Source organism: Bradyrhizobium barranii subsp. barranii, assembly GCF_017565645.3.
GTDB classification, from domain to species: domain Bacteria; phylum Pseudomonadota; class Alphaproteobacteria; order Rhizobiales; family Xanthobacteraceae; genus Bradyrhizobium; species Bradyrhizobium barranii.
Map to the genome: position 1 here is coordinate 2088507 of NZ_CP086136.1, position 20276 is coordinate 2108782.

At 64.3% G+C, this 20276-nt stretch carries 20 protein-coding genes and 1 tRNA gene; 7 read left to right on the forward strand and 14 right to left on the reverse strand.

Annotation, left to right across the window (positions count from 1 at the left end; translation table 11 throughout):
* Positions 1-78: 78 nt before the first annotated feature.
* Entirely contained in the window at positions 79-1422 is a 1344-nt protein-coding gene (locus J4G43_RS10245; RefSeq protein ID WP_208084705.1) for an IS1380-like element ISBdi2 family transposase, read from the reverse strand.
* A 493-nt stretch (positions 1423-1915) separates the two neighbouring features.
* Here J4G43_RS10245 and J4G43_RS10250 point away from each other — a divergent pair, with 493 nt between their 5' ends.
* Together J4G43_RS10250 and J4G43_RS10255 are read left to right on the forward strand one after the other, a co-directional pair.
* Positions 1916-2497 carry a flavin reductase family protein gene (locus J4G43_RS10250; RefSeq protein WP_063981198.1) on the forward strand — a complete coding sequence of 194 codons (582 nt, stop codon included), beginning with the start codon at positions 1916-1918 and terminating at the stop codon, positions 2495-2497.
* A 97-nt stretch (positions 2498-2594) separates the two neighbouring features.
* A complete protein-coding gene (locus tag J4G43_RS10255; RefSeq protein WP_208084706.1) occupies positions 2595-2750 on the forward strand; it encodes a hypothetical protein in 156 nt (51 codons plus the stop codon).
* A gap of 169 nt (positions 2751-2919) precedes the next feature.
* Here the strand turns inward: J4G43_RS10255 and J4G43_RS10260 are convergent, their stop codons facing one another.
* From J4G43_RS10260 to J4G43_RS10300, 9 genes are all read right to left on the reverse strand, one after another.
* A complete protein-coding gene (locus tag J4G43_RS10260) occupies positions 2920-4068 on the reverse strand; it encodes a M20 family metallopeptidase (RefSeq protein WP_208084707.1) in 1149 nt (382 codons plus the stop codon).
* Between the two features lie 307 nt (positions 4069-4375).
* Entirely contained in the window at positions 4376-5761 is a 1386-nt protein-coding gene (gene flbD, locus J4G43_RS10265; RefSeq protein ID WP_208084708.1) for a sigma-54-dependent transcriptional regulator FlbD, read from the reverse strand.
* A 51-nt stretch (positions 5762-5812) separates the two neighbouring features.
* Entirely contained in the window at positions 5813-6163 is a 351-nt protein-coding gene (gene fliN, locus J4G43_RS10270; protein WP_018318401.1) for a flagellar motor switch protein FliN, read from the reverse strand.
* 3 nt (positions 6164-6166) lie between these two features.
* Positions 6167-6790: a FliH/SctL family protein gene (locus tag J4G43_RS10275; RefSeq protein WP_063981200.1), complete on the reverse strand. Its 624-nt coding sequence runs from the start codon at positions 6788-6790 to the stop codon at positions 6167-6169.
* Positions 6790-7881: a flagellar motor switch protein FliG gene (fliG, locus tag J4G43_RS10280; protein ID WP_028153248.1), complete on the reverse strand. Its 1092-nt coding sequence runs from the start codon at positions 7879-7881 to the stop codon at positions 6790-6792. The genes J4G43_RS10275 and fliG overlap by 1 nt, the downstream gene beginning before the upstream one ends.
* A gap of 17 nt (positions 7882-7898) precedes the next feature.
* Positions 7899-9509 carry a flagellar basal-body MS-ring/collar protein FliF gene (gene fliF / locus J4G43_RS10285; RefSeq protein WP_028153249.1) on the reverse strand — a complete coding sequence of 537 codons (1611 nt, stop codon included), beginning with the start codon at positions 9507-9509 and terminating at the stop codon, positions 7899-7901.
* A 188-nt stretch (positions 9510-9697) separates the two neighbouring features.
* On the reverse strand, positions 9698-9973 hold the full coding sequence (gene sciP / locus J4G43_RS10290) for a CtrA inhibitor SciP (RefSeq protein ID WP_002714638.1): 276 nt from the start codon (positions 9971-9973) through the stop codon (positions 9698-9700).
* A 390-nt stretch (positions 9974-10363) separates the two neighbouring features.
* The gene (locus tag J4G43_RS10295; protein ID WP_085399144.1) at positions 10364-11071 is read right to left on the reverse strand and encodes a flagellar hook assembly protein FlgD; all 708 of its coding nucleotides are present in this window, start codon (positions 11069-11071) and stop codon (positions 10364-10366) included.
* A gap of 13 nt (positions 11072-11084) precedes the next feature.
* Positions 11085-12650 carry a flagellar hook-length control protein FliK gene (locus J4G43_RS10300; RefSeq protein ID WP_208084709.1) on the reverse strand — a complete coding sequence of 522 codons (1566 nt, stop codon included), beginning with the start codon at positions 12648-12650 and terminating at the stop codon, positions 11085-11087.
* Positions 12651-13005: 355 nt separating this feature from the next.
* Between J4G43_RS10300 and mnmA the strand changes: the two genes are divergently transcribed.
* From mnmA to J4G43_RS10320, 4 genes are all read left to right on the forward strand, one after another.
* Entirely contained in the window at positions 13006-14187 is a 1182-nt protein-coding gene (gene mnmA / locus J4G43_RS10305; protein ID WP_063981204.1) for a tRNA 2-thiouridine(34) synthase MnmA, read from the forward strand.
* A 21-nt stretch (positions 14188-14208) separates the two neighbouring features.
* The gene (locus tag J4G43_RS10310) at positions 14209-14847 is read left to right on the forward strand and encodes a class I SAM-dependent methyltransferase (protein ID WP_208084710.1); all 639 of its coding nucleotides are present in this window, start codon (positions 14209-14211) and stop codon (positions 14845-14847) included.
* 187 nt (positions 14848-15034) lie between these two features.
* Positions 15035-15397 carry a hypothetical protein gene (locus J4G43_RS10315; protein WP_071909831.1) on the forward strand — a complete coding sequence of 121 codons (363 nt, stop codon included), beginning with the start codon at positions 15035-15037 and terminating at the stop codon, positions 15395-15397.
* Positions 15398-15639: 242 nt separating this feature from the next.
* Positions 15640-15716, forward strand: a tRNA-Met gene (locus J4G43_RS10320).
* 317 nt (positions 15717-16033) lie between these two features.
* On the opposite strand, the gene J4G43_RS10325 is transcribed toward J4G43_RS10320, so the two are convergent.
* From J4G43_RS10325 to J4G43_RS10340, 4 genes are all read right to left on the reverse strand, one after another.
* On the reverse strand, positions 16034-16297 hold the full coding sequence (locus tag J4G43_RS10325; RefSeq protein WP_208084711.1) for a hypothetical protein: 264 nt from the start codon (positions 16295-16297) through the stop codon (positions 16034-16036).
* Positions 16294-16611, reverse strand: coding sequence for a hypothetical protein (locus J4G43_RS10330; protein ID WP_208084712.1), 318 nt, complete (start codon positions 16609-16611; stop codon positions 16294-16296). The genes J4G43_RS10325 and J4G43_RS10330 overlap by 4 nt, the downstream gene beginning before the upstream one ends.
* A gap of 36 nt (positions 16612-16647) precedes the next feature.
* Entirely contained in the window at positions 16648-16995 is a 348-nt protein-coding gene (locus J4G43_RS10335) for a hypothetical protein (protein ID WP_208084713.1), read from the reverse strand.
* Positions 16996-17164: 169 nt separating this feature from the next.
* Positions 17165-18139 carry a helix-turn-helix transcriptional regulator gene (locus tag J4G43_RS10340; protein WP_071909834.1) on the reverse strand — a complete coding sequence of 325 codons (975 nt, stop codon included), beginning with the start codon at positions 18137-18139 and terminating at the stop codon, positions 17165-17167.
* 1222 nt (positions 18140-19361) lie between these two features.
* Here J4G43_RS10340 and J4G43_RS10345 point away from each other — a divergent pair.
* A complete protein-coding gene (locus tag J4G43_RS10345; protein WP_208084714.1) occupies positions 19362-20156 on the forward strand; it encodes a class I SAM-dependent methyltransferase in 795 nt (264 codons plus the stop codon).
* Positions 20157-20276 lie beyond the last annotated feature (120 nt).

The following is a 20276-nucleotide window of genomic DNA, read 5'->3' on the forward strand; positions in this document are numbered from 1 at the left end:
TTTCACCGCCTGACGACCCGTACTTTGCAACGCGCTTGAGGTATAGGTTGGGCGAACGGGGGGCGGACGCCCCGCCGGTCAAGGACCGAGCGGCAGCAACGCGCCTGGCAAGCCGCGGATCAGGTCGGCTTCGGGACATGCCGCGGCAAACGCAAGGCGAATGCGGCTCGTGGTCTCGACCACACGGGCAGCGATTTTCAAGAGACGAAGACGCAGCGTCGCGAACTCGGCAGCGGCCAATTCCCGGGCTTTGGGAATGGCGTCGCGCACGGTCAGCATCAGCCAATAAGCGGCCGTATGGAGCACGAGACGGACCTGGTTGGCGAGCGCCGAACGGCAGCTGGTGCGGTCGGAGGCGAGCTGTGTCTTATGCAGCTTGATCAGATTCTCTGCTTGGCCGCGCGCGCAATACAGGCTGTCGTAGATCCACTCGGCCGAGCCGACATCGAGGCTGGTGACGACGAAGCGGATGTCGAGGCCGAGCATCGTCGCCTCAATACGGGCGACAGTGCGCCGTTCGCGATCCCAGGACTTTGCCTTGTGGCGCGTCTCGGTATAGCCACGCAGAACCGGCAGGTTCTCGATGGCGCGTCGCGTGCGGATGTCGTCGGCGACCTCGTCGACTTTTCTGGCGAGAGGCTTGGTGCCGGACAGACCGAAGATGTAGTCGATGCCGTTGGTCTCGCACCACGCCATGGCCTCCGGCCGGGCATAGTGCCCGTCGCCACGGAACGTAATTTGCGTGTTGTGCCATCGCGTCCGGATATGCCGTACCAGGCGGCGCAGATGGGCACGCACCTCGACGCCGCCCGGCGTCTTGCCGGGCCGCAGCACGACGGCCACGGGCCGGCTCTTCTCCGTGTCGTAGACGTGGATCGGCAGGAAGCAGCGTTCGTCATAATGAGCGTTGAACAGCGAGAGCTGCTGATGGCCGTGGACGACGTCGCAGGTATCATCGATGTCGAGCGTGACGGATGCCGGCTCGCGCGGGTAGCTATCCATCCATGCGTCGACCAAAATGTAGGTCAGCCGGATCACGTCGCGCAGGCGCGGAGCATTCTCCAGCCGCGACAGCGTCGGCTGGGAACACAAATCCCGGCCCGTGTCCGGCAGCCGTCCGCAGGCCAGTTTGAATGCCGGATCGGACCTCAGATGATCGAGGTCGTCGGCGTCCTCGTAGCCGCAGCAGATCGCGAACATGCGAGCGCGGAGCATATCGACCAGGCTGTGCACGACCCGCGTCGGATCGCGCCGATCCGGGAACACCCGGGCCAGATTGTTGGCCAAACCGAGACGCCGCTCGGCCATCGCCAGAAGCATCACGCCCCCGTTCGAGGTTAGGCGCCCACCATCGAAGGCAGCTGTGACTTTCTTGGCGTGAACGGCTGGAAACGAGAAGGGCGGAATCGTATCGTCGGTCATGGCGGGCGTGGCGTTCGCGGTTGGAGGTGATGGGGTTGGCTTCGCAACCGAATCCTACGCCGCATCAGCGCTTTACCCCTCAGGCGCACTCTTACGAATAAGACGGGTTAAGTTGAAGAAAGATTGAGTGACTCCCGATCATTTCTGTGCCGAAACGTGGAGTCGCGGTCGTGCCGCGTCCAAAGAAACCGGCGCGAGCGGCCTATTAGACGCGGTAGGGTGATCAGCCTCCGAAACGAGACTATCAAGCATGAAGAGATCGAGCGCGAGGCAGAGGTTTTATTTGTGTTGAATTCTTGCTTCTCGATAGTGGTCTGAAATCGTATCATCGGTCATGGCGGGCGTGGCGTTCGCGGTTGAAGGTGATGGGGTGGCTTCGCAACCGAATCCTACGCCGCATCAGCGCTTTACACCACGCTCGCCAGCCTCTCAGGCGCCCTCTCGCGAATAAGACGGGCTAAATACAGGGGAACCCCGCTTCGGGGACCATGCCATGAATGTAGTGCCTCGCGATCTCATGACTGAAACTGCCGTCTCGTCCGCCGATTTCCGCGGCGCCATGCGCCACCTCACCGGCGGCGTCAGCGTCATCACCGCCGGGCGGGGCAAGGACATTACCGGCATGACGGTGACCTCGGTGACCTCGCTGGCGGTCGATCCGCCGACGCTGCTGGTCAGCATCAACCGCGATGCCTCGTCCTTCCCGCTGATCCGCCGCTACGGCGCCTTCGGCGTCAACATCCTCGCGGCCGACCAGCTCGACGTCGCCGAGCGTTTTGCCGGCAAGGGCGGGCTGAAGGGGGCCGATCGCTTTGCGGGCAGCCAGTGGGTGACGGCGGTCTCGGGCGTCCCGCTGCTGGTTGGTGCATTGTCCGCGGTCGATTGCGAGGTCGAGGAGATCGTCGAGCGCCATTCGCACGGCATCGTCATCGGGCGCGTCAGCAGCGTCAGGAATTCGACCCGCAATGCTGCACTGGCCTATTGGCACGGCCAGTACGTGGCGGTCGACCAGGACGAAGACGCGGCGAGGCTCGCCGAGGTTAGCGTTCCCGCCCGCGGCCTGCGCGGCGTTTGATCGCTGCGCTAGGGTGGGCCGCAGGCTGGCCTTTTCCCCGTCATCGCTCTAGAAGCGCCCTGAGCCGTCCCGTCCGGGACGGCCATGGAGCGGAACGATGAGGCGCGTCGCGACCTGGGCCTTCTACGCCATCGGCGCGCTCGCGATCGGCTACCTCGCGCTCTACGCCTATGCCATGTTCAGCGGCCAGCCGATCGTGCCGGGCGACCCCATCCACATCTTCCGCAAGCCGGACGCGCCGAGTTATTCGTGACGGCTCTCTCGACTCGTCATGGCCGGGCTTGACCCGGCCATCCACGTGCAACCACGAATGACGAGTCTCGTAGGGTGGGCAAAGGCGCTCTTGCGCCGCGCCCACCATCTATCCGAGACGACCGAATTGGCGGGCACGCTTCGCTTTGCCCACCCTACGGCACCTTCGCTCACCCCCGCAAAATCGCCAGCGCCAGCGCCTGGGCGCGCGGCACGATGCTGTCGAGTTCGAGATATTCCTCCGGCGTGTGCGCGAGCCCGCCGACCGGCCCGAGGCCGCAGATGGTCGGCGTGCCGACTGCGGCGGTGAAGCCGGAATCGGCGCAGCCGCCTGAAAACTCGCCCTGGAGCGTGGCGAGGCCGACCTGCTTTGCGGCCGCTTGATAGCCTTCGAACAGTGCCTTCGACTCCGTGCTCTGCACCACCGGCACGAACTCGCCCTTCACCGTCAGCGTCGCGCTGGTACCCGGGACGTAGGACGTCGCGATGATCTTCTCGATCGCCGCCATGATCCTCGCACGATCCGCCGGATCGACGTAACGCAGGTCGATCTGGCCCTCGGCTGAGGGCGCCGTGGTGTTCACGGACTGCCCGCCCGAGACGAGACCGACATTCAGCGTGATGCCCTTGTCGAGATCGGTCAGCGCGTGGATCTGGACGATCTTGTGCGCGAGCTCGCCGATCGCACTGACGCCCGCGGCGAAATTGGCGCCGGAATGCGCGGCTTTGCCCGTAATGGCAAAGTGCATGAAGATGCCTCCCTTGCGGCCGGTGACGATGTTGCCGGTCGGCCGTCCCGGCTCGGAATTGAACACGGCGCGTGCGGCCCGTCCCTCGCGCTCGATCACCGGGCGCGAGGAGGGCGAGCCGATCTCCTCGTCCGAGGTGATCAGCACCTTGATCGGATGCGGGCTGCCGCCGAACTTGTGGAAGGCGGTCGCCACGAAGATGTTCATCACGACGCCGGACTTCATATCGGCAACGCCGGGTCCATAGGCACGCTTGCCTTCAATCGTGAACGGACGCCGCCCGGCCTCGCCCTTGCCGAACACGGTGTCGCGATGGCCCATCAACAGCACCGGCTTCTCGTTGCTGCCGGGTTTGGCGATCTCGGCATGGATCGCATCGCCGAAGGTGGCGTTGCTCTCGCGCCGGAACGAAATGCCGTGCTCGGCAAAATGCCGTTCGAACCGCGCACCGACCGCATCGACGCCTTCCTTGTCATAGGATCCGGAATCGATGTTCACGACATCGCGCAGCAGATCGATCATCGCCTGCCGCTGCGACGCCAGCCAGTCCGTGATTTGAGCTTCCGACATGTGGTTCCTCGCGTTGTTCCCACGCGGGGTTATAGGGCGTTGCACGGCCGCGACCTAGTCGCCGGATGCGGTGCGGCCATGTTCACCGGTGTCGTCCCCGCGAACGCGGGGACCCATACCGCGGAATCTATCGATGTGGTCGGTAGGAGTACCGAACGACGGGTCTTCGCCAAACTCCTCTCTGGGGTTATGGGTCCCGGCGTTCGCCGGGACGACACTGAGAGTGTGGCGACTACGCGCCTCACCAACAAAAACAAAATGCCCGGGAGTTGGCCCGGTCATTTGCAGTCACAACCAGCGTGGAGACCTACGCCCCCACCATCGGCATCCGCGGATATTCGCCCGGCGTTCCCGCCGGTGTGATCGGAATTCCGCCGTCGGAATATTCGTTGAGCTTGTTGCGCAGCGTGCGGATCGAGATGCCGAGGATGTTGGCGGCATGGGTCCGGTTGCCGAGGCAGTGCTTCAGCGTCTCCAGGATCAGGTCGCGTTCGACGTCGGCGACGGTGCGGCCCACAAGCGCCCGCGTCACCTGCTCGGCGGCCATGGTCGCATGCGCCACGGCCGGGGCGGTCTTGGCGAGGTCGAGGCGGTCGCCGTCGGGTGTGAGGATCGCGTCGGGGCCGATCTCGTCGCCCTGCGCCATCAGCACCGAGCGGTGCATGGTGTTTTCGAGCTCGCGGACGTTGCCCTGCCAGCGGCTGGTGGAGAGCACGCGGCGCGCGTCCGCGGAGATCGGGCGCACCGGCACGCCGTTGGCTTCGGCATATTTCTTCACGAAATGCTGGGCGAGCTCGAGGATGTCGAGGGGACGCTCGCGCAGCGGCGGGATCTTCAGATTGACGACGTTGAGGCGGAATAGCAGGTCCTCGCGGAACGTGCCCTCGCGCACGGCTTCCGCCAGGTTGCGGTTCGAGGTCGCGATGATGCGGATGTCCACCGGCACCGGCTTGGTGCCGCCGACGCGGTCGATCACGCGCTCCTGGATGGCGCGCAGCAGTTTTGATTGCAGGCGGACGTCCATCTCCGAGATTTCGTCGAGCAGCAGCGTGCCGCCGGTCGCTTCCTCGAACTTGCCGATGCGGCGCGCGATCGCGCCGGTGAAGGCGCCCTTCTCGTGGCCGAACAGTTCGGATTCCAGCAGATGCTCGGGGATCGCGGCGCAGTTGATCGAGATGAACGGCCGCTTGGCGCGCGCCGAGCGGGTGTGGACGTAACGGGCCAGCACTTCCTTGCCGGTGCCGGATTCGCCGGTGACCATCACCGAGGCGTCGGAGCCCGCGATCTGCTGGGCGAGCTTGATCACCTTGGCCATCGCCTCGTCGCGATAGACCAACTCGCGGGAATCGTTGGCGACGGCGGCCAGCACCGCGGCGATCAGTTCCGGATCCGGCGGCAGCGGGATGTATTCCTTGGCGCCGGCGTGGATCGCGGCGACCGCGGCGCGGGCGTCGTTGGTGATGCCGCAGGCGACGATCGGCGCGTGGATGTGCTCGGCCTCGAGCCGCATCACGAGGTCACGGATGTCGAGGGCGACGTCGACCAGCAGGAGGTCGGCGCCCTTGCCGCCGCGCAGCACGCGCATCGCCTGCTCGTGATCCTCGGCGTGGGTCACGGTGGCGCCGTTCTCCATCGCGATCTTGGTGGCGGTGGTGAGCTGGCCCTTCAATGTGCCAACGATGAGAAGCCGCATGTCAGTCTCCTGTCCGTCTGGTCGCGCTGCCGCGCGTCATACCTTGCGCTACTAGCTGCGTTCGGTCTTGATGATTTCGGTCATGGTCACGCCGAGCTTGTCCTCGACCAGGACGACTTCGCCGCGGGCGACCAGCTTGTTGTTGACGTAGATGTCGATGGCTTCGCCGACGCGGCGGTCGAGCTCGAGCACGGTGCCGGGCCCGAGCTTCAACAGTTCGCTGACGTCCATCTTGGAGCGGCCGAGCACGGCCGAGACCTGCACCGGCACGTCGAACACGGCTTCGAGGTCGGCGGCGGCGCGCGCCGCATATTCGTCCTCGTTGTAGCCGACGTCCGTACCGGTCGGCGGCATCGGGCCGTTGAGATCGGGCAGCGGGACCTGTCCGTCGGTGTCGCTCATGGCTTAGCTCCCCCTGCGGGACGCGATATAGCGTCCGACCATTTCGTCGATCTTGGCCACGATGGCGCCGCGCTCCAGCACGACGCCGCCGTCGGCCCATTCGATCCGGCAGTCGCCGGTGGCGATATCGGGCTCGGCCAGGATCACCAGCCGGCCCTCGAAGCCGCTCTGCTTGGCGAGCCGCTCCATCTTCTCGCGCGCGCTGTCGTAGAGCGCGTCGTTGATGCGCACGACGAGATGCGGCGTCGCGACCAGGTGCGAGAAGCAATCCTTGACCAGCGCCATGATCTCGCCGAGCGGTTCGGCGGCGACCAGATCGGCGCACAGCTTGCGCGCCACCGCCACCGCCACGTCGACCGCCTCGGTCTCCATCTTGGTCTCGATGTTGCCGATGCCGGCGGCGACGCCGCGGACACCGATGTTGATCTCTTCCATGGCGAGCGCGACGCGGCGGTCGCTCTCGGCCTTGGCTTCGCGCTGGCCGGCGGCAAAGCCGTCCTGATAGGCGCGTGCCTCGGCTTCCGCGATCTTCTGGGCGATCTCGGCGGCGGTCGCAGCCTTCTCGCGCGGCGACCGCTCGGGCGCCGCGAAGTCGGTGTCGAACAGGAATTTTGCCGGGGCGCCCATCAGTACACCAGCTCGTCGTCGGCGCGGTTCTTGGTCAGCATGATCTCGCCCTTGGCGGCGAGGTCCTTGGCGAGGTTGACCAGCAGCGCCTGGGCCTCGTCGACGTCGCGCAGCCGCACCGGGCCCATCGCCGCCATGTCGTCCTGGAGCATCTTGGCCGCGCGCGAGGACATGTTGCCGAAGAAGAAGTTGCGGACGTCCTCGTTGGCGCTCTTGAGCGCGACGCCGAGCTTGTCCTTGTCGACATTGCGCATCAGGGTCTGGGCCGAGCCGGAATCCAGCTTCACGAGGTCGTCGAAGGTGAACATCAGCGCCTTGATGCGCTCTGCCGATTCGCGGTTGTCCTCTTCCAGCGAGGTGATGAAGCGGGTTTCGGTCTGGCGGTCGAAATTGTTGAAGATTTCCGCCATCACCTCGTGGGCGTCGCGGCGGCGGGTCTGTGACAAATTGGACATGAATTCGGTGCGCAGCGTCTTTTCCACGCTCTCGATCACCTCCTTCTGCACCGCCTCCATCTTCAGCATGCGGTTGACGACGTCTAGCGCGAGCTCCTCGGGGAAGATGCCGAGCACGCGCGCGGCGTGTTCCGGCTTCAGCTTCGACAGCACGACTGCGATGGTCTGCGGATATTCGTTCTTGAGGTAGTTGGCGAGGACCTCTTCCTGCACGTTGGAGAGCTTTTCCCACATGTTGCGGCCGGCGGGGCCGCGGATCTCGTCCATGATGCCGTTGACGCGCTCCGGCGGCAGGTACTGCTGCAGCAGCCGCTCGGTGGCGTCGAAATTGCCCATCAGCGCGCCGGAAGCCGACATGCGCGAGACGAATTCGAGCAGCATGTCCTCGACCGTGTCGACCTCGACGGTGCCGAGCGTCGACATTTCCAGCGAGAGCTGGCGCACCTCGTCGTCGTCGAGCATCGACCAGATCTTGCCGCCATATTGCTCGCCCAGCGCCAGCATCAGGATCGCGGCGCGCTTGGGACCCGTCACCGCTTCGGTCTTGCCGCCCGCGCGGCTGCCCTGGCGGGCACCGAGCGTCGAGATCACGCTGGTGATGTCGTTGGAGTTGGCGTTTTGCAGGTTGCCGGCCATGTCAGTTCACTTCTCGATTATTTCGCGGGTTCGGTCAGCCATTGGCGGATGATGGCGACGGTTTCGTTGGGGTTGCGCTCGGCGAGCTCGCCGACGCGATGGACGGACTGGGCATGGACCTGGCCCTGAATGGTGGCGACGTCGATCGCGCTCGCGGCGCCGCCCGGCAGCAGCGCCTGCCCGGCAGGCGCGGCCTCCTCCGAAGCGGCGGGGCCGGCGAGGGCGCCGGAGATCGCGGCGGCGACCTCCTCGGAGGCGAGGATGCGCTTGACCAGCGGGCGGATCACCAGGAACAGCACGACCAGGCCGAGCAGCATCATCACGCCGAGCTCGACGAAGTACATGACGTCGTCCTTGGTGAACTGGAGCATGCCGAGGAAACCGGAGGGCTCGGCGATCGGGGCGGTGGAGGGGGCGTCGGCGAAGCGCAGGTTGACGACCTCGACCTGGTCGCCGCGCTTCTGGTCGAAGCCGATCGCCGAGCGCACCAGGGTGGCGATGCGATCGAGCTGTTCCTTGGTGCGGTCCGTGTAGGCGAGCTCGCCCTTGTCGTTCTTGGAATAGATGCCGTCGACCAGCACCGCGACCGAGATGCGGTTGACCCGGCCGGCCTCGGTCACCTCGGTCTTGGTGGTGCGGGAGATCTCGTAATTGTTGGTCTCTTCGGTCTTCTTGCTCTGGTCCTTCGCCGTGGGACCGCTGTTCTGCTGGTTGCCGGGCAGCTCGTTGTTGACGGTGACCTGGCCGTTGTTGTCGGCGGTGAGGCTGCTCTCTTCCCGGGTCTGGCTCGAGCGCAGCACGCGGCCCTCGGGATCGAACTTGTCGGAGGTCTGGGTGATCTTGTTGAAGTCGAAATCGGCGGAGAGCTGGACGCGGGCGCGGCCGGAGCCGACCACGGAGGAGACGATGTCCTCGACCTGCTTGCGCATCCGCTTCTCGAAGGCGGTGCGGCGCTCGTCACCGACCGCCTGCTCCGGATCGGTCGCGGCGCCGTCGGCGAGCAACGAGCCGGCCTCGTCGACGATCGAGACCCGCTGCGGCTTCAGCCCGTTGACGGCGGAGGCGACGAGGTGGCGGATCGCGCGGATCTGCTGGGCCTCGAGCGAGCCGCGGACCCGCACCACGATCGAGGCCGACGGCTCCGGCGCCTCGCGCGAGAACAGCGGGCGCTCGGGCAGCACGAGGTGGACGCGGGCGGCCTGGATGCGGTCGATGGCGCGGATGGTGCGGGCGAGCTCGCCTTCGAGCGCGCGGAGATGGTTGATGTTCTGGACGAAAGAGGTGGTGCCGAGCGCATCCGACTTGTCGAACACTTCGTAGCCGACGCCGCCGCCCTTGGGCAGGCCGCCCTCGGCGAGCTTCATCCGCAGGCGGGTGACCTTGTCCTTGGGCACCATGATGATGCTGCCTTCATTGCGCAGCTCGAACTGGATGCCCTGTCGCTCCAAATCCTTGATAATGCCCGAAGAATCCTCGACCGAGAGGTCGGTGAACAGCGTCGTCATCTGCGGCGTGGTCACGCGCATGATGACGAACGCGAAGAAGCCGATGAGCGCGGCGGTGACCGCGATCATCGCCCCGAACCGGGCGGCGCCGATACCCTTCAAAAAGTCCGCAAGACCTTGCAAGCAACCGCCCCGAAGCTTCGACCCGCAACCGAGCGGTCGACTGGGCAATTATTGCCTAGGTGATGGTTTCGATATGGTTAACGAAGGTTAAGAGCTGGGACAAAAGTCGCGCCAAAAGGAAACATGAAAAAAATCGGCCTCGCGGTGCGAGGCCGATTTTCGTCAAAAGCTGCAGATTTCCGGATCGCTTACTGGCGATATTGCTGGATGCGGGTGGTGCGAAGACCCGCCAGACCGTGCTGGTCGATGGAAAACTGCCAGGAGAGGAATTCGTCGACCGTCAGGGTATAACGGCTGCAGGCCTCCTCGAGGGAGAGAAGTCCGCCACGCACAGCGGCGACGACTTCGGCCTTGCGGCGGATGACCCAGCGTTTGGTGCCGGGTGCGGGCAGATCTGCGATCGTCAGCGGACTGCCGTCCGGCCCGATGACGTATTTTACCCTCGGGCGATGGGGTTCTGTCATGGCGTACTCACAAACTCTCAACCACTGAACTCACGCCGTAACCCTACGCGTGCGGGCTTAAAAATCCGCTAAGCCTAAGGCTTCAATACAATTCTCGTTGAAAATGGCTGGAACACAGCCGGCCCGGAGGGCTGGACACCATGATCCGAGCCGTCCGAGCGGGGTCTTCGTAAATACTTTACTAACGAATGGAGCCGGCGAAGCCCCAACTGTCGTCCCGTGGCGCGCGTAGCGCGAGCCCGGGACCCCGTAACCCCAGGGGGTAGTTTGACGACGACCCGGGGTTACGGTCTCACGCGAAAACGACGTCCTGTGGTGATGGATCCCCGCGCCGTGCGCAGTTGCGCACCAGGCGGGGATCACATCTCGTGTGTGGCGAGGCGCGCGCCTTTAGTTGCTGCTGGTGGCGATGATGCTCTTCACCTGGCTCAGGGTGTAGCTGGCGCCGTCGATGGTGAGCAGCGGCGGCGACTGGGTCAGGTCGACGGACGACACCACGCCCTGCACCTGCGCGGCGATGCCGACATTGTTGTTCGCCACGTCCTTACCCGTCGCCGTGATCGTGTACTTGCCGTCCGGCCATTGCGTGCCGTCATTGCCCATTCCGCTCCAGGTGAAGGGAATGTCGGTGCCGGCAGCGGCGGTATATTTACCGGTGAACACCGTCTGGCCGGTGGAATTGGCAACGGTGATGTCGACGGTCGAGTCGGTCGGCACGTTGAGATGCCAGGTCGCCGACGAGTTCGTCATGGTCGCGGTCGAGCCGTCGACCAGCGCGGTCTTGCCGACGAAGCCCAGCGCCTGAGTCGCCTGCGTGGTCTGTTGCAGGGTGACGAGCTGGGACAGTGAATCGTTGGTCTTGAGCTGCTGCTCGACGCCGGCGAACTGCACCAGCTGCTGAGTGAACTGGTTGGTGTCGAGCGGATCGAGCGGGTTCTGGTTCTGCAGCTGCGTCGTCAGCAGCGTCAGGAAGGTCTGGAAGTTGCCGGCGAGCGTCGCGCCCGTGTTCGAGCTCAGCGAGTTCGACGAGGACGACTTCGGGACGTCGGTGGTCCCGGAGACGGGCGTCGGGGCGGTGGCGGCATTCGTGGTGGTCATGTTCGAATACTCCTCACACTCTGATGTCGACGCCGCTGCTCGATCCGAGCATGCGGCCGTAGCCGCGCCCGACGGGCGCCGCAGCAACGGTGTCGTCTTCGCTGATGATCAGCCGGCGGGCACTGCCGCCATTGTCGTTGTTCTGGCCGGAATTCTGGCCCGATGAATTCTGGTCGCGCAGGCTGAAGGACAGCCCGTTGCTGCCGGTCTTGAGGCCGGCATCGTCGAGCGCGCGCTGCAATTGCGGTGCGTCCTGCCGCAGCATCTGCAGCGTCTCCGGCTTCTCGACGGTGAGATGCGAGGTGACCTGGCCGTTGCGGTCGACATTGATGCGGACGTCGATGCGGCCGAGGTCGATCGGATCGAGGCTGATGTCGAAGCGCGTCTTGCCGGCGCGCGCGGCCGCGGCGATCTCGACCGGCACGCCGCTGATCGGCACGGGTGTGGAATTTGCCGCGGTCGCGGTGAGCGTCGCAGTCGATGCGGTGGCGGCCGACGTCGTATTGGTCAGCGGCGCCTGGATGGCGGAGGCGGCCTGCGCGCCGGTGTCGGTCGTGGGCACTGCGGCCTGCGTGCCCGCATGCGCGTGCGTGGTTGCCGTCACCGGCGTCGCGTCGGAGCGGTCGGAGGCGCCGGTCTTCGCGTCGGTCGGGTTCGCCTCGGCCTGCGGCTTGGCGGCTTGCGCATGCGCGGTCGTCGCCGCGGTTTGCGTGGCGTTCGCCTTGCCCGCGTCCTGGCCGATATTGGAGACGTCGCTCTCGCGTTGGGCGGTCGCGACGGCCTTGAACGAAGGCTTCGGCGTGCCCTGGTCGGCGACGGCGACCAGGCCGCCATTGGTCTTGGCATCGGTCGCGGTCGTGCCGGTGGCGGCATCGCCCAGTGTTGTCGTCGTGTCGGCATCGACCTTGGCACCCGCGGTCTTGGCGCCCTTGTCGCTCGCCGTGGCGGTGTCGGTCTTGCCGCCTGCGATCTGCGCCGCGGTGGAAGCGCTGGCGGCGATGCCGGCGGCCGCAATCGTCAGCGGCGAGGCGGCGGCATCGCCGGTCTGGCTCGCGGCCGCGTTCGGATCGACCGGCACCACGGGCGGGGCCACCACGATGGCGTTCGGATCGGGCATAGCGACCTGCGTCGCGTCGGGCTGCACGGCGGCATCGACGGTGGCGGCAGCGGTGCTGTCGGTCTTGTCGCCCTTGGTGCCGTCGGCTTTATCCGCCGATTTGGCGTCGGAGGTCTCGGACTTGTCCTTGGTCGGCTTGGCCTGATCGGCCGTGGCGTCGTTCGCGGTGGGGGCCGATGTGTCGGTGTCGTCGTTCGCCTTGCTCTGCGAGGGCTGGTCGGTCGCGGCGGTATCGCGCGGGCCCTTGTCCGGGGCGGATGACGACGAGGATGACGACTCGGTCCGGCGCGGCGCGGTGTCCTGCGACGGCGCGTTGTTGCTGATCGCCTGGGTGTTGCTGTCGACCAGCGAGCCGAAGGAGTCGTCGGTGGACGTGTCTTTGGCGCTCTGCGACCGGGCAGGCTTTTGCTGCGCGCTCTGGACCTGCACGCTGGCTGCTACGTCTGACGCCCGACCGACCACGGAAAACCTCTTGGAAACATCTTCGGCATAGAGGTAGCAAGGAGCGGGCCAGCTCCCTGGAGATCTATTTTATCCAGCAAAATCAATTAATTGGGTGGTTTTCGCCACCGCCGCGAGGAACGCAAGAGCCCCGCCATTTCTGCCTCCCCGGCAAGAATTGCCCTAAGCGGCCGCCCGCGTGATTGCTTCACCGGAAGGGCGCCTATATTAAAGAGCTGCTCTCAGCCGCTTTCGACCGGGCAGTCGTGCCCCCGGGGGAACCACAGTTCCCGGGGAGCGTCGATGTCCCGCCGGAAGCCGAAATGTCCAAGTCATCGCGGATCGCGAACGCCGCCGTCACAACGCTTTAAGGCCCATGCTGAACAGTCTGGATCTCGAAGGCCGTCCTGAGGACACCAGGGTCGTCGTTGCCATGTCGGGCGGCGTCGATTCCTCGACGACGGCTGCGCTGCTCAAGGCCGAGGGCTATGACGTCGTCGGCATCACGCTGCAGCTCTACGACCATGGCGCGGCGACCCATCGCAAGGGCGCCTGCTGCGCCGGCCAGGACATCCACGACGCCCGCGACGTCGCCGCCAAGCTCGGCATCCCCCATTACGTGCTCGACTACGAGGATCGCTTTCGCGAGTCCGTCATCGACAATTTCGCCGACTCTTACGCGCTCGGCGAGACGCCGGTGCCGTGCATCGAGTGCAATCGCTCGGTCAAGTTCCGCGACCTCCTGAAGACCGCGCGCGAGCTCGGCGCGCAGGCGCTCGCCACCGGCCATTACGTCGCCTCGCGCCGCCGCGACGACGGCTCGCGCGCGCTGGTCTGCGCCGCCGACAGCGATCGCGACCAGAGCTACTTCCTGTTCGCGACCACGCAGGAGCAGCTCGACTTCCTGCGCTTCCCGCTCGGCGACATGACCAAGCCCGAGACGCGCGAGCTCGCGCGCCGCTTCGGTCTTGCCGTCGCCGACAAGCACGACAGCCAGGACATCTGCTTCGTGCCGACCGGCCGCTACACCGACATCATCACCCGCCTGCGTCCGAACGCGATGGACCCCGGCGACATCGTCGATCTCGACGGCCGCGTGCTCGGCCGGCACAACGGCATCGCCAATTTCACCGTCGGCCAGCGCCGCGGCCTCGGCATCGCCGCTCACGCGCCGCTGTTCGTGGTGCGGCTGGATGCTCCGGGCCGCCGCGTCGTCGTCGGCCCGCGCGATGCGCTGAAGATGCACCGCATCGTGCTGCGCGACGTCAACTGGATCGGCGACGGCGACATCGACCGCGCCATCGGCGCCGGCCTCGAGATGTTCGTGCGCGTCCGCTCGACCCGCAGCCCGCAGCCGGCCTGGCTGCGCGGCGGCAACGGCCATTACGAAGTCGAGCTCGTCGCCGGCGAGGAGGGCGTTTCGCCCGGCCAGGCCTGCGTGTTCTACGACGCGCCTTCGGGCCAGGCGCGCGTGCTCGGCGGCGGCTTTATCCAGAGCGCCGCCGCGAAAGTCGCAACGAGCACTGCGAGGCCGCTGGTGGAAGCGGTACGCGGCTAGAAAATTTCCGGGGCAGGGGGCATGGCAGCAGACATCTCGCGGGCCGGGGTCGAGAAGGCCTATGGCCGCTGGGCGCCGGTCTACGATCTCGTGTTCGGCAAGGTTTTTGACGCCGGACGGCAGTCGACCATCGCCGAGGCTGACCGGATCGGCGGCCGCATCCTCGACGTCGGCGTCGGCACCGGGCTTTCACTCTCCGATTATTCGCGCACCACGAAGATTTGCGGCGTCGACATCTCCGAGCCGATGCTGCGCAAGGCGCAGGCGCGCGTGCGCGCGCTGCGGCTTAGCAATGTCGAAGTGCTCTCGGTGATGGACGCGAAGAATCTCGCTTTCCCCGAAAACTTTTTCGATGCGGTGGTCGCGCAATATGTCATCACCGCCGTGCCCGATCCCGAAGGTACGCTCGACGAGTTCGTGCGCGTGCTCAAGCCCGGCGGCGAGCTGATCCTTGTCAACCACATCGGCGCCGAGAGTGGCCCGCGAAAGCTGTTCGAGCTCGCCTTCGCCCCCATCGCCCGCCGCCTCGGCTGGCGCCCGGAATTCCCGTGGGACCGCCTCGTCAACTGGGCCGCCAAGCACGGCGATGTCACGCTCGCCGAGCGCCGCCCGATGCCGCCGATGGGGCACTTTTCGCTGATCCGCTACGTCAAATCGTGAGAGCGATTTGCCGCGATCGCGCCATCGGCCGGCACTGTCGCCGCAAAACGCGACCTCATCCTGAGGAGCCCGCCAGCGGCGGGCGTCTCGAAGGATCGGCCGCGAGGAAACCGCCAGCCAATTTCCCGCGCTTCAATTCGCCGTGCATCGGCCGGAACCTCCGCATGGCCGGAGACGTTTCCCTCCCATGCGCACCACATCAAACATCATTCTGGCCAGCCTCCTGATCGCAGCCTCAGGCAGCGCGATCGCGCAGGCCCCGCCGCGACCTGCAACGCCGCCGCAAGCGACCGCGCCGCCATCGGCCCAGCACGCCGCCAATTGCATGCCGCAGGACCGCCCGAACCGCGCCACCGCGCCCGACGGCACCACCACCGGCCAGTCCCGGGAACCGCTCGGCGACAAACTGGCCAAGTCCGACGGCGTGCTCTGCCCGCCCTCCGGCGTCGACCCCGACATGCACGCCCCGGCCCCCTCTACGGACGGTGCCATGCCGGTCCTCCCACCCCCCGGCAGCCCCGGCGGCGACCCGACGGTCAGGCCGAAATAGGCTGATTCTTCCTTCGCCTCTCCCCGCTTGCGGGGAGGGCCGGAGCGCATCGAAGATGCGATCCGGGTGAGGGGGACTCCCCACGAGTCTGGTGCCGAAAGATGCAGATTCTGGTGCCAAATTCGGCACAAACGGCCTTGTCTCGCCAAAGCTTTAGCGAAGGCGGATTGACAGCCCGCCGCCCCCTTCCTTATATGCCGCGCGTTCGCGAGATCGGCCTTATTCGGCCCTCGCGACCCTGTGGCGGGGTAGCTCAGCTGGTTAGAGCACGGGAATCATAATCCTGGGGTCGGGGGTTCGAGTCCCTCTCCCGCTACCACGATTCCATCGTAGTATCAGGCAGTTAGGCTGCGCGAGAAAACTCGCGAACGGTCTCGTAGCAAATCGGTAGCACGCATCCCCGACCCGACGGCAATCGAATCCTTGCTGAAAAGTGGTGTCTGCAACTACGACGGGCTGGACGGGCTCTCTTTCGTTCGCCTAGCGCATGAAGGATTCGCCTAATCGTTGTCGTGAGATCGAGCAGGGAACAGAAGCGCCGTGCGATGCTTTGTGGTTGTCCGGCTGCCGATTCCCAGGTTCGAGCCCTGGTGCGCCCACCAAGCTTTTCAATAGCTTAGGGGTTTGTCACGGTCGTCATTCCGACAGACGGGTCATGGCTATTCCGACAAACCGGCTGTCTTTGTACTTTTCTTCACGCCGTTTCTTCGTGCCGGAAATTAGCTGTTTCCGTGTGCGCTTTGCATAGGTCGGCAACTGCCGCGATGAGCGATGGCGGCCCGCGGCCCTGAGCTCAGCGTCCGTCAGATCGCTGTCAACGCCCTCGGTGAACCCGCCGTGGCGGAATGATGTAAAGGACAGTTCTTCCCGAAGATCGGCAGCGTGAACGATCTTTTTCACGACCCGCGCAGGTAGCGAAGATCCTGCTTGGCTGTGATCCATGGCAGCGGGGTAGGTGACCTCCGGTGCGAATGGTCGCGTCGAAAGACCAGGCCGGACACGGTCGTCTGCTTGATTTCATTCAGCTCGGCCATCAGCTCCGGGAACAAGGTCGAGCCGGTCTCATCGAAAAGCGGCCACCAGGCTTCCTCGTCATTCTTTGGATGGACGATGCGCACGCTGTTCGGACGCTCTTTCGGTCGATAGTGGCTGATCTCGAGAGCACCAAAGACGTGCTCTTCTCTCCGGAGCCACTTGCGCCTGCCGTCTGCCACGTCGTGCTGATGCGGAGCGCGATAAAAGAGCCTGTGTCAATCGGTCAGGTTGAGCGTCTTATCGGCGCAGACGTTGATGCCGGAGGCATCCGTCGACTGGCCGTCGTCGAACGTCCCGCGCAGATCGAAGCGGCAATCGCTGGCCTGTGGCAGTTTAGCCGACGCTTGCTTGCCGGATTTCAGCGGGCCGAGTACTTCCTTCCAGTCTGGCGACCCGGACTTGGCCTCCAGCTGGACTAGATCCGCTTTGCGCGAGTTCGTCACGGTGACCGTGACCGTGACCGCGCCCGCCTGTTTCGCCTTGGGCTTCGGCGCGGCCTGCGCAGCGGTAAGGCCGAACAGAGTTGCTCCCACGAGCGCTGCAGCAAGTGTCCGAGTGTTCATCGGATTGTCTCCGTTTGGCCCCCAGCAGCGACGGTCTCATTCTTCAACGCGATGCGGTCCCGGTTATGGCCAGTTCGCGTATTCCATAGATCAAGGTGAAGGAACTCTTTCAGCCCTGTAGCCCGGTGCGCGCTGCCTGCCGTCCCGCGAGGTCGAACTGTCCGCGTTTTCAGCGGCCTTCGCCCGCGCATTGTGAGGAGGCGCAGGATGACTTCTGCCGCACCATCGATGCGGCGCGCACGCCTGATGGCGTCTCGCCGAAGTGTCGGCGGAACGAGCGATTGAAATGAGAAACATCACCAAAGCCGACTGCAAACGCGATATCGATGATGGCCAAATGCAGATGGTGCGGGTCAGTCAACATCGCGAAGGCACGCTCAAGCCGACACGCTGCAAGGTGCTCGGTGAACGACTTTCCGGTCTCTTCGAGCAACTTTTGCACGTATCGCCGCGACATACCGAGCGCTCCAGCAACATTGTTCAGATCGACATTGGGATCGCCGAAGCGTTGCGCGACCTCCGCCAGGATCGCCTGCAGCTTGGCGGCCTTCACACCACGCTCCGTAACGAGGTTTGCAGCTTCGACGGTCGGCCCGAGCGTCGCGGCCACAAGATCGAGGAGATGTGTGCCGACGGTGGAGGCGAGTTTTGATGACGGAGGTTCTTTGAAGGATGCGAGCGATTGCAGGTAGAGGTGGAGCAGGCGAAGCGCCGGTCCAGGACGCACCGGCCGACCTGATAGATCTTCCGGCTGTGCAACCAGCGACCTAAGGGCGGCAGCCGGCACGGTCACGAATTTGACGCTGGCGCCACGCGACCCAAATACTCGCAGCAGCCTTCCCCGGTCAACCAAACAAGCGGCGCCGGCATCATAGACATGTTCTTGGCCAGCATTTGCAAATTGGACCGGGCCAGCTTCGACGATGTTAAGTCCGAATTGGTCACGGCTATCCTTGAGGTGGCGTTTGTGACGGATAAACTCCACCGGCGTGGTGACAATGCTACAAACGCCAACCGGGCCGAGCGGCAAGTAGGTGACATTGATACGCGGGCGGCCGCCGCTGTGATCTATCACGTCCAAGGCGAGGTTCAGCCGCGTAAACTCTTCACGGAACGTGGAGAACCTTGTTCGCTCCGGCAGCATCTCAGTCGACCATCGCACAAGGGGAGATGACGTTGGCATGCCGGCCTCCCGTTTCAGTGCCCAACCACGCAAGAACGACTGAGCGCCCGAACGAAATCTGTAAATTACTCGAATGACGCCAAGACTGAGACAATATCGGACCGCAGCTTCGCTGCAGGTGTGAGGTGGATTACAAATGGAGGTAGGGACCTCAAGAAAATGATGAGGAATTTCCCGTCAGGCTTTCGATGCTGACACGGTTCGCATCGAGGTTGCTATGATGCGCGAAATGCCGCAAGGGCACGAAGAATTTGCGTGTGCAACTTTCAGGATGCTCATGTGTGATCCACAGCAGATACGACTGGCGTCACTCCTCAAAGGTGAAGAAAACGCCGTGCCTAAAGGCCGCCAACCGAGACGGCTTGCCTCTTTAGCAAGCCCACATCATCCGCGAGCTGCGGGCGGCCGGAAAAGCCAGTCTACGTTCCATTGCAGAGGAGCGGAACGAAGCCGGCAACTCGGTTGCGCGCGCGGAAGGTTCAGTTTGCTCGGTTCAGCGGTTGCGAGTCTCTTGACCATCGCAAGATCGAATGGGGTTGGGATAGAAGCAGCGATGCGGGCCCGAATGGGATCGCCCAAAAATGCCACTGCAATCGTGATCATCACTACAGATACTAGGACTACGAGCACATCAGTCATGATGCGCCTCGAAACGTGCTTCGTCATGATTTGAACCCCTCACAACCAATGACGCGCGCGTGCGCAGCTAAAATCAATTTCGCATGCAAATGGGTATGTGAATGGGAGTTCGCCGCACGTAGCGGATCGTCCCTTTATAGCGCAGCAGTCACCAACTATGCAGCAGCAGTCCAGACCCAATTTAGCGGATGCGTCAAAACTGATGTCCTCGCAGGACGCTATAGCTTCCACGTCGTGCATCGCACGGACACGACAGGATGGTCGAGGGTCCTATGGAGGGCGACGAAAAGCGCGGGGACCGTGCGACCGAACCTATCGAGAATATCTGGCGCGAGAAAATCCGTGGTTGCAGTTGCAGAGGACATGCATCTGTTTCGGACGCGCGCTCATATCATCGCGCTAGGCGGTCTACCTTGAACTGAGACATTGTGCCGCAACCGATTTGTAAACCGTGGTTGAGGTTCGTCTTGCGTGCCAATGTTCTCATCACGCCGGGCTCAAGCGACTGAGCTGATTATTCCATCGAGATCGAGGAGTAAATTTCATGGCGCAAATTCTTGCTCATAACCTCAAACCCGCCGCGACTTGGGGTTCCGGCGGCGCGTCCTACGATACCGTGAGCCAAAGTATAGCAGACGCCATTGATCACGTCGTGAATCGAATCTGGCCGCAACCGGGAGAGCGCATCCTTGACGTTGCGACAGGCACGGGCTGGACTGCGCGGCGGTTATCTAATCGAGGCGCAAAGGTGACTGGTATCGATATTGGTGACGGCGTTATCGAGGCGGCGAAACTGATTGCACCGGAGATCGACTTCAATGTCGGCGATGCCGAAGCGCTGGAATTTCCGGATCAAAGCTTTGACTGTGTGACTTCGACGTTCGGTGTCATGTTTGTCTCGCGGCCCGAGGCTGCAGCTGCCGAGTTGGCACGTGTCACGCGCAAGGGCGGGCGACTGGGGTTGGTCACTTGGCTGCCTGGCAGCGCGGTTGAAGAAATATTCCAGACAATGCGGCCATACATGCCGCCACCGCCTGACAATCCTCCTCCTTCGCCATTCGCGTGGGGCCGGGAAGGCCGCGTTCGGGAATTGCTTGGCGATACATTCGATCTGGCCTTTGAACCTGGCACCACGGTACTCCGCATGCCGAGCGGCCAAACGGTATGGGACATATTTGTGACTGGCTATGGTCCGACAAAAACGCTGGCCGCATCGCTCGACCCTGAAAGGCGCACGGCACTTCAACGAGACTTCATCGCGATGCATGAGAAGCACCGCTCGCCGGTCGGGTTAGCCATGCCGCGCGACTATCTCTGTACGATTGGAACTCGAAAATAACGCACCCGGCACTGCGTGCCCATCAGCCATCCTGCGCAACGTATCCGCAGTCGACCAAGCGTCCCATCATCGACCTCGACGCGAGCGCGTCAACGCGGGGGCCTCCGTTGTGTCCGGCAC

Bases quoted from the DNA above. Each gene is read 5' to 3' on its own strand.
- J4G43_RS10245 (WP_208084705.1), bottom strand. From the start codon at position 1,422: ATGACCGACGATACGATTCCGCCCTTCTCGTTTCCAGCCGTTCACGCC.
- J4G43_RS10250 (WP_063981198.1), top strand. From the start codon at position 1,916: ATGAATGTAGTGCCTCGCGATCTCATGACTGAAACTGCCGTCTCGTCC.
- J4G43_RS10255 (WP_208084706.1), top strand. From the start codon at position 2,595: ATGAGGCGCGTCGCGACCTGGGCCTTCTACGCCATCGGCGCGCTCGCG.
- J4G43_RS10260 (WP_208084707.1), bottom strand. From the start codon at position 4,068: ATGTCGGAAGCTCAAATCACGGACTGGCTGGCGTCGCAGCGGCAGGCG.
- flbD (WP_208084708.1), bottom strand. From the start codon at position 5,761: ATGCGGCTTCTCATCGTTGGCACATTGAAGGGCCAGCTCACCACCGCC.
- fliN (WP_018318401.1), bottom strand. From the start codon at position 6,163: ATGAGCGACACCGACGGACAGGTCCCGCTGCCCGATCTCAACGGCCCG.
- J4G43_RS10275 (WP_063981200.1), bottom strand. From the start codon at position 6,790: ATGGGCGCCCCGGCAAAATTCCTGTTCGACACCGACTTCGCGGCGCCC.
- fliG (WP_028153248.1), bottom strand. From the start codon at position 7,881: ATGGCCGGCAACCTGCAAAACGCCAACTCCAACGACATCACCAGCGTG.
- sciP (WP_002714638.1), bottom strand. From the start codon at position 9,973: ATGACAGAACCCCATCGCCCGAGGGTAAAATACGTCATCGGGCCGGAC.
- J4G43_RS10295 (WP_085399144.1), bottom strand. From the start codon at position 11,071: ATGACCACCACGAATGCCGCCACCGCCCCGACGCCCGTCTCCGGGACC.
- mnmA (WP_063981204.1), top strand. From the start codon at position 13,006: ATGCTGAACAGTCTGGATCTCGAAGGCCGTCCTGAGGACACCAGGGTC.
- J4G43_RS10310 (WP_208084710.1), top strand. From the start codon at position 14,209: ATGGCAGCAGACATCTCGCGGGCCGGGGTCGAGAAGGCCTATGGCCGC.
- J4G43_RS10315 (WP_071909831.1), top strand. From the start codon at position 15,035: ATGCGCACCACATCAAACATCATTCTGGCCAGCCTCCTGATCGCAGCC.
- J4G43_RS10335 (WP_208084713.1), bottom strand. From the start codon at position 16,995: ATGAACACTCGGACACTTGCTGCAGCGCTCGTGGGAGCAACTCTGTTC.
- J4G43_RS10340 (WP_071909834.1), bottom strand. From the start codon at position 18,139: ATGCTGCCGGAGCGAACAAGGTTCTCCACGTTCCGTGAAGAGTTTACG.
- J4G43_RS10345 (WP_208084714.1), top strand. From the start codon at position 19,362: ATGGCGCAAATTCTTGCTCATAACCTCAAACCCGCCGCGACTTGGGGT.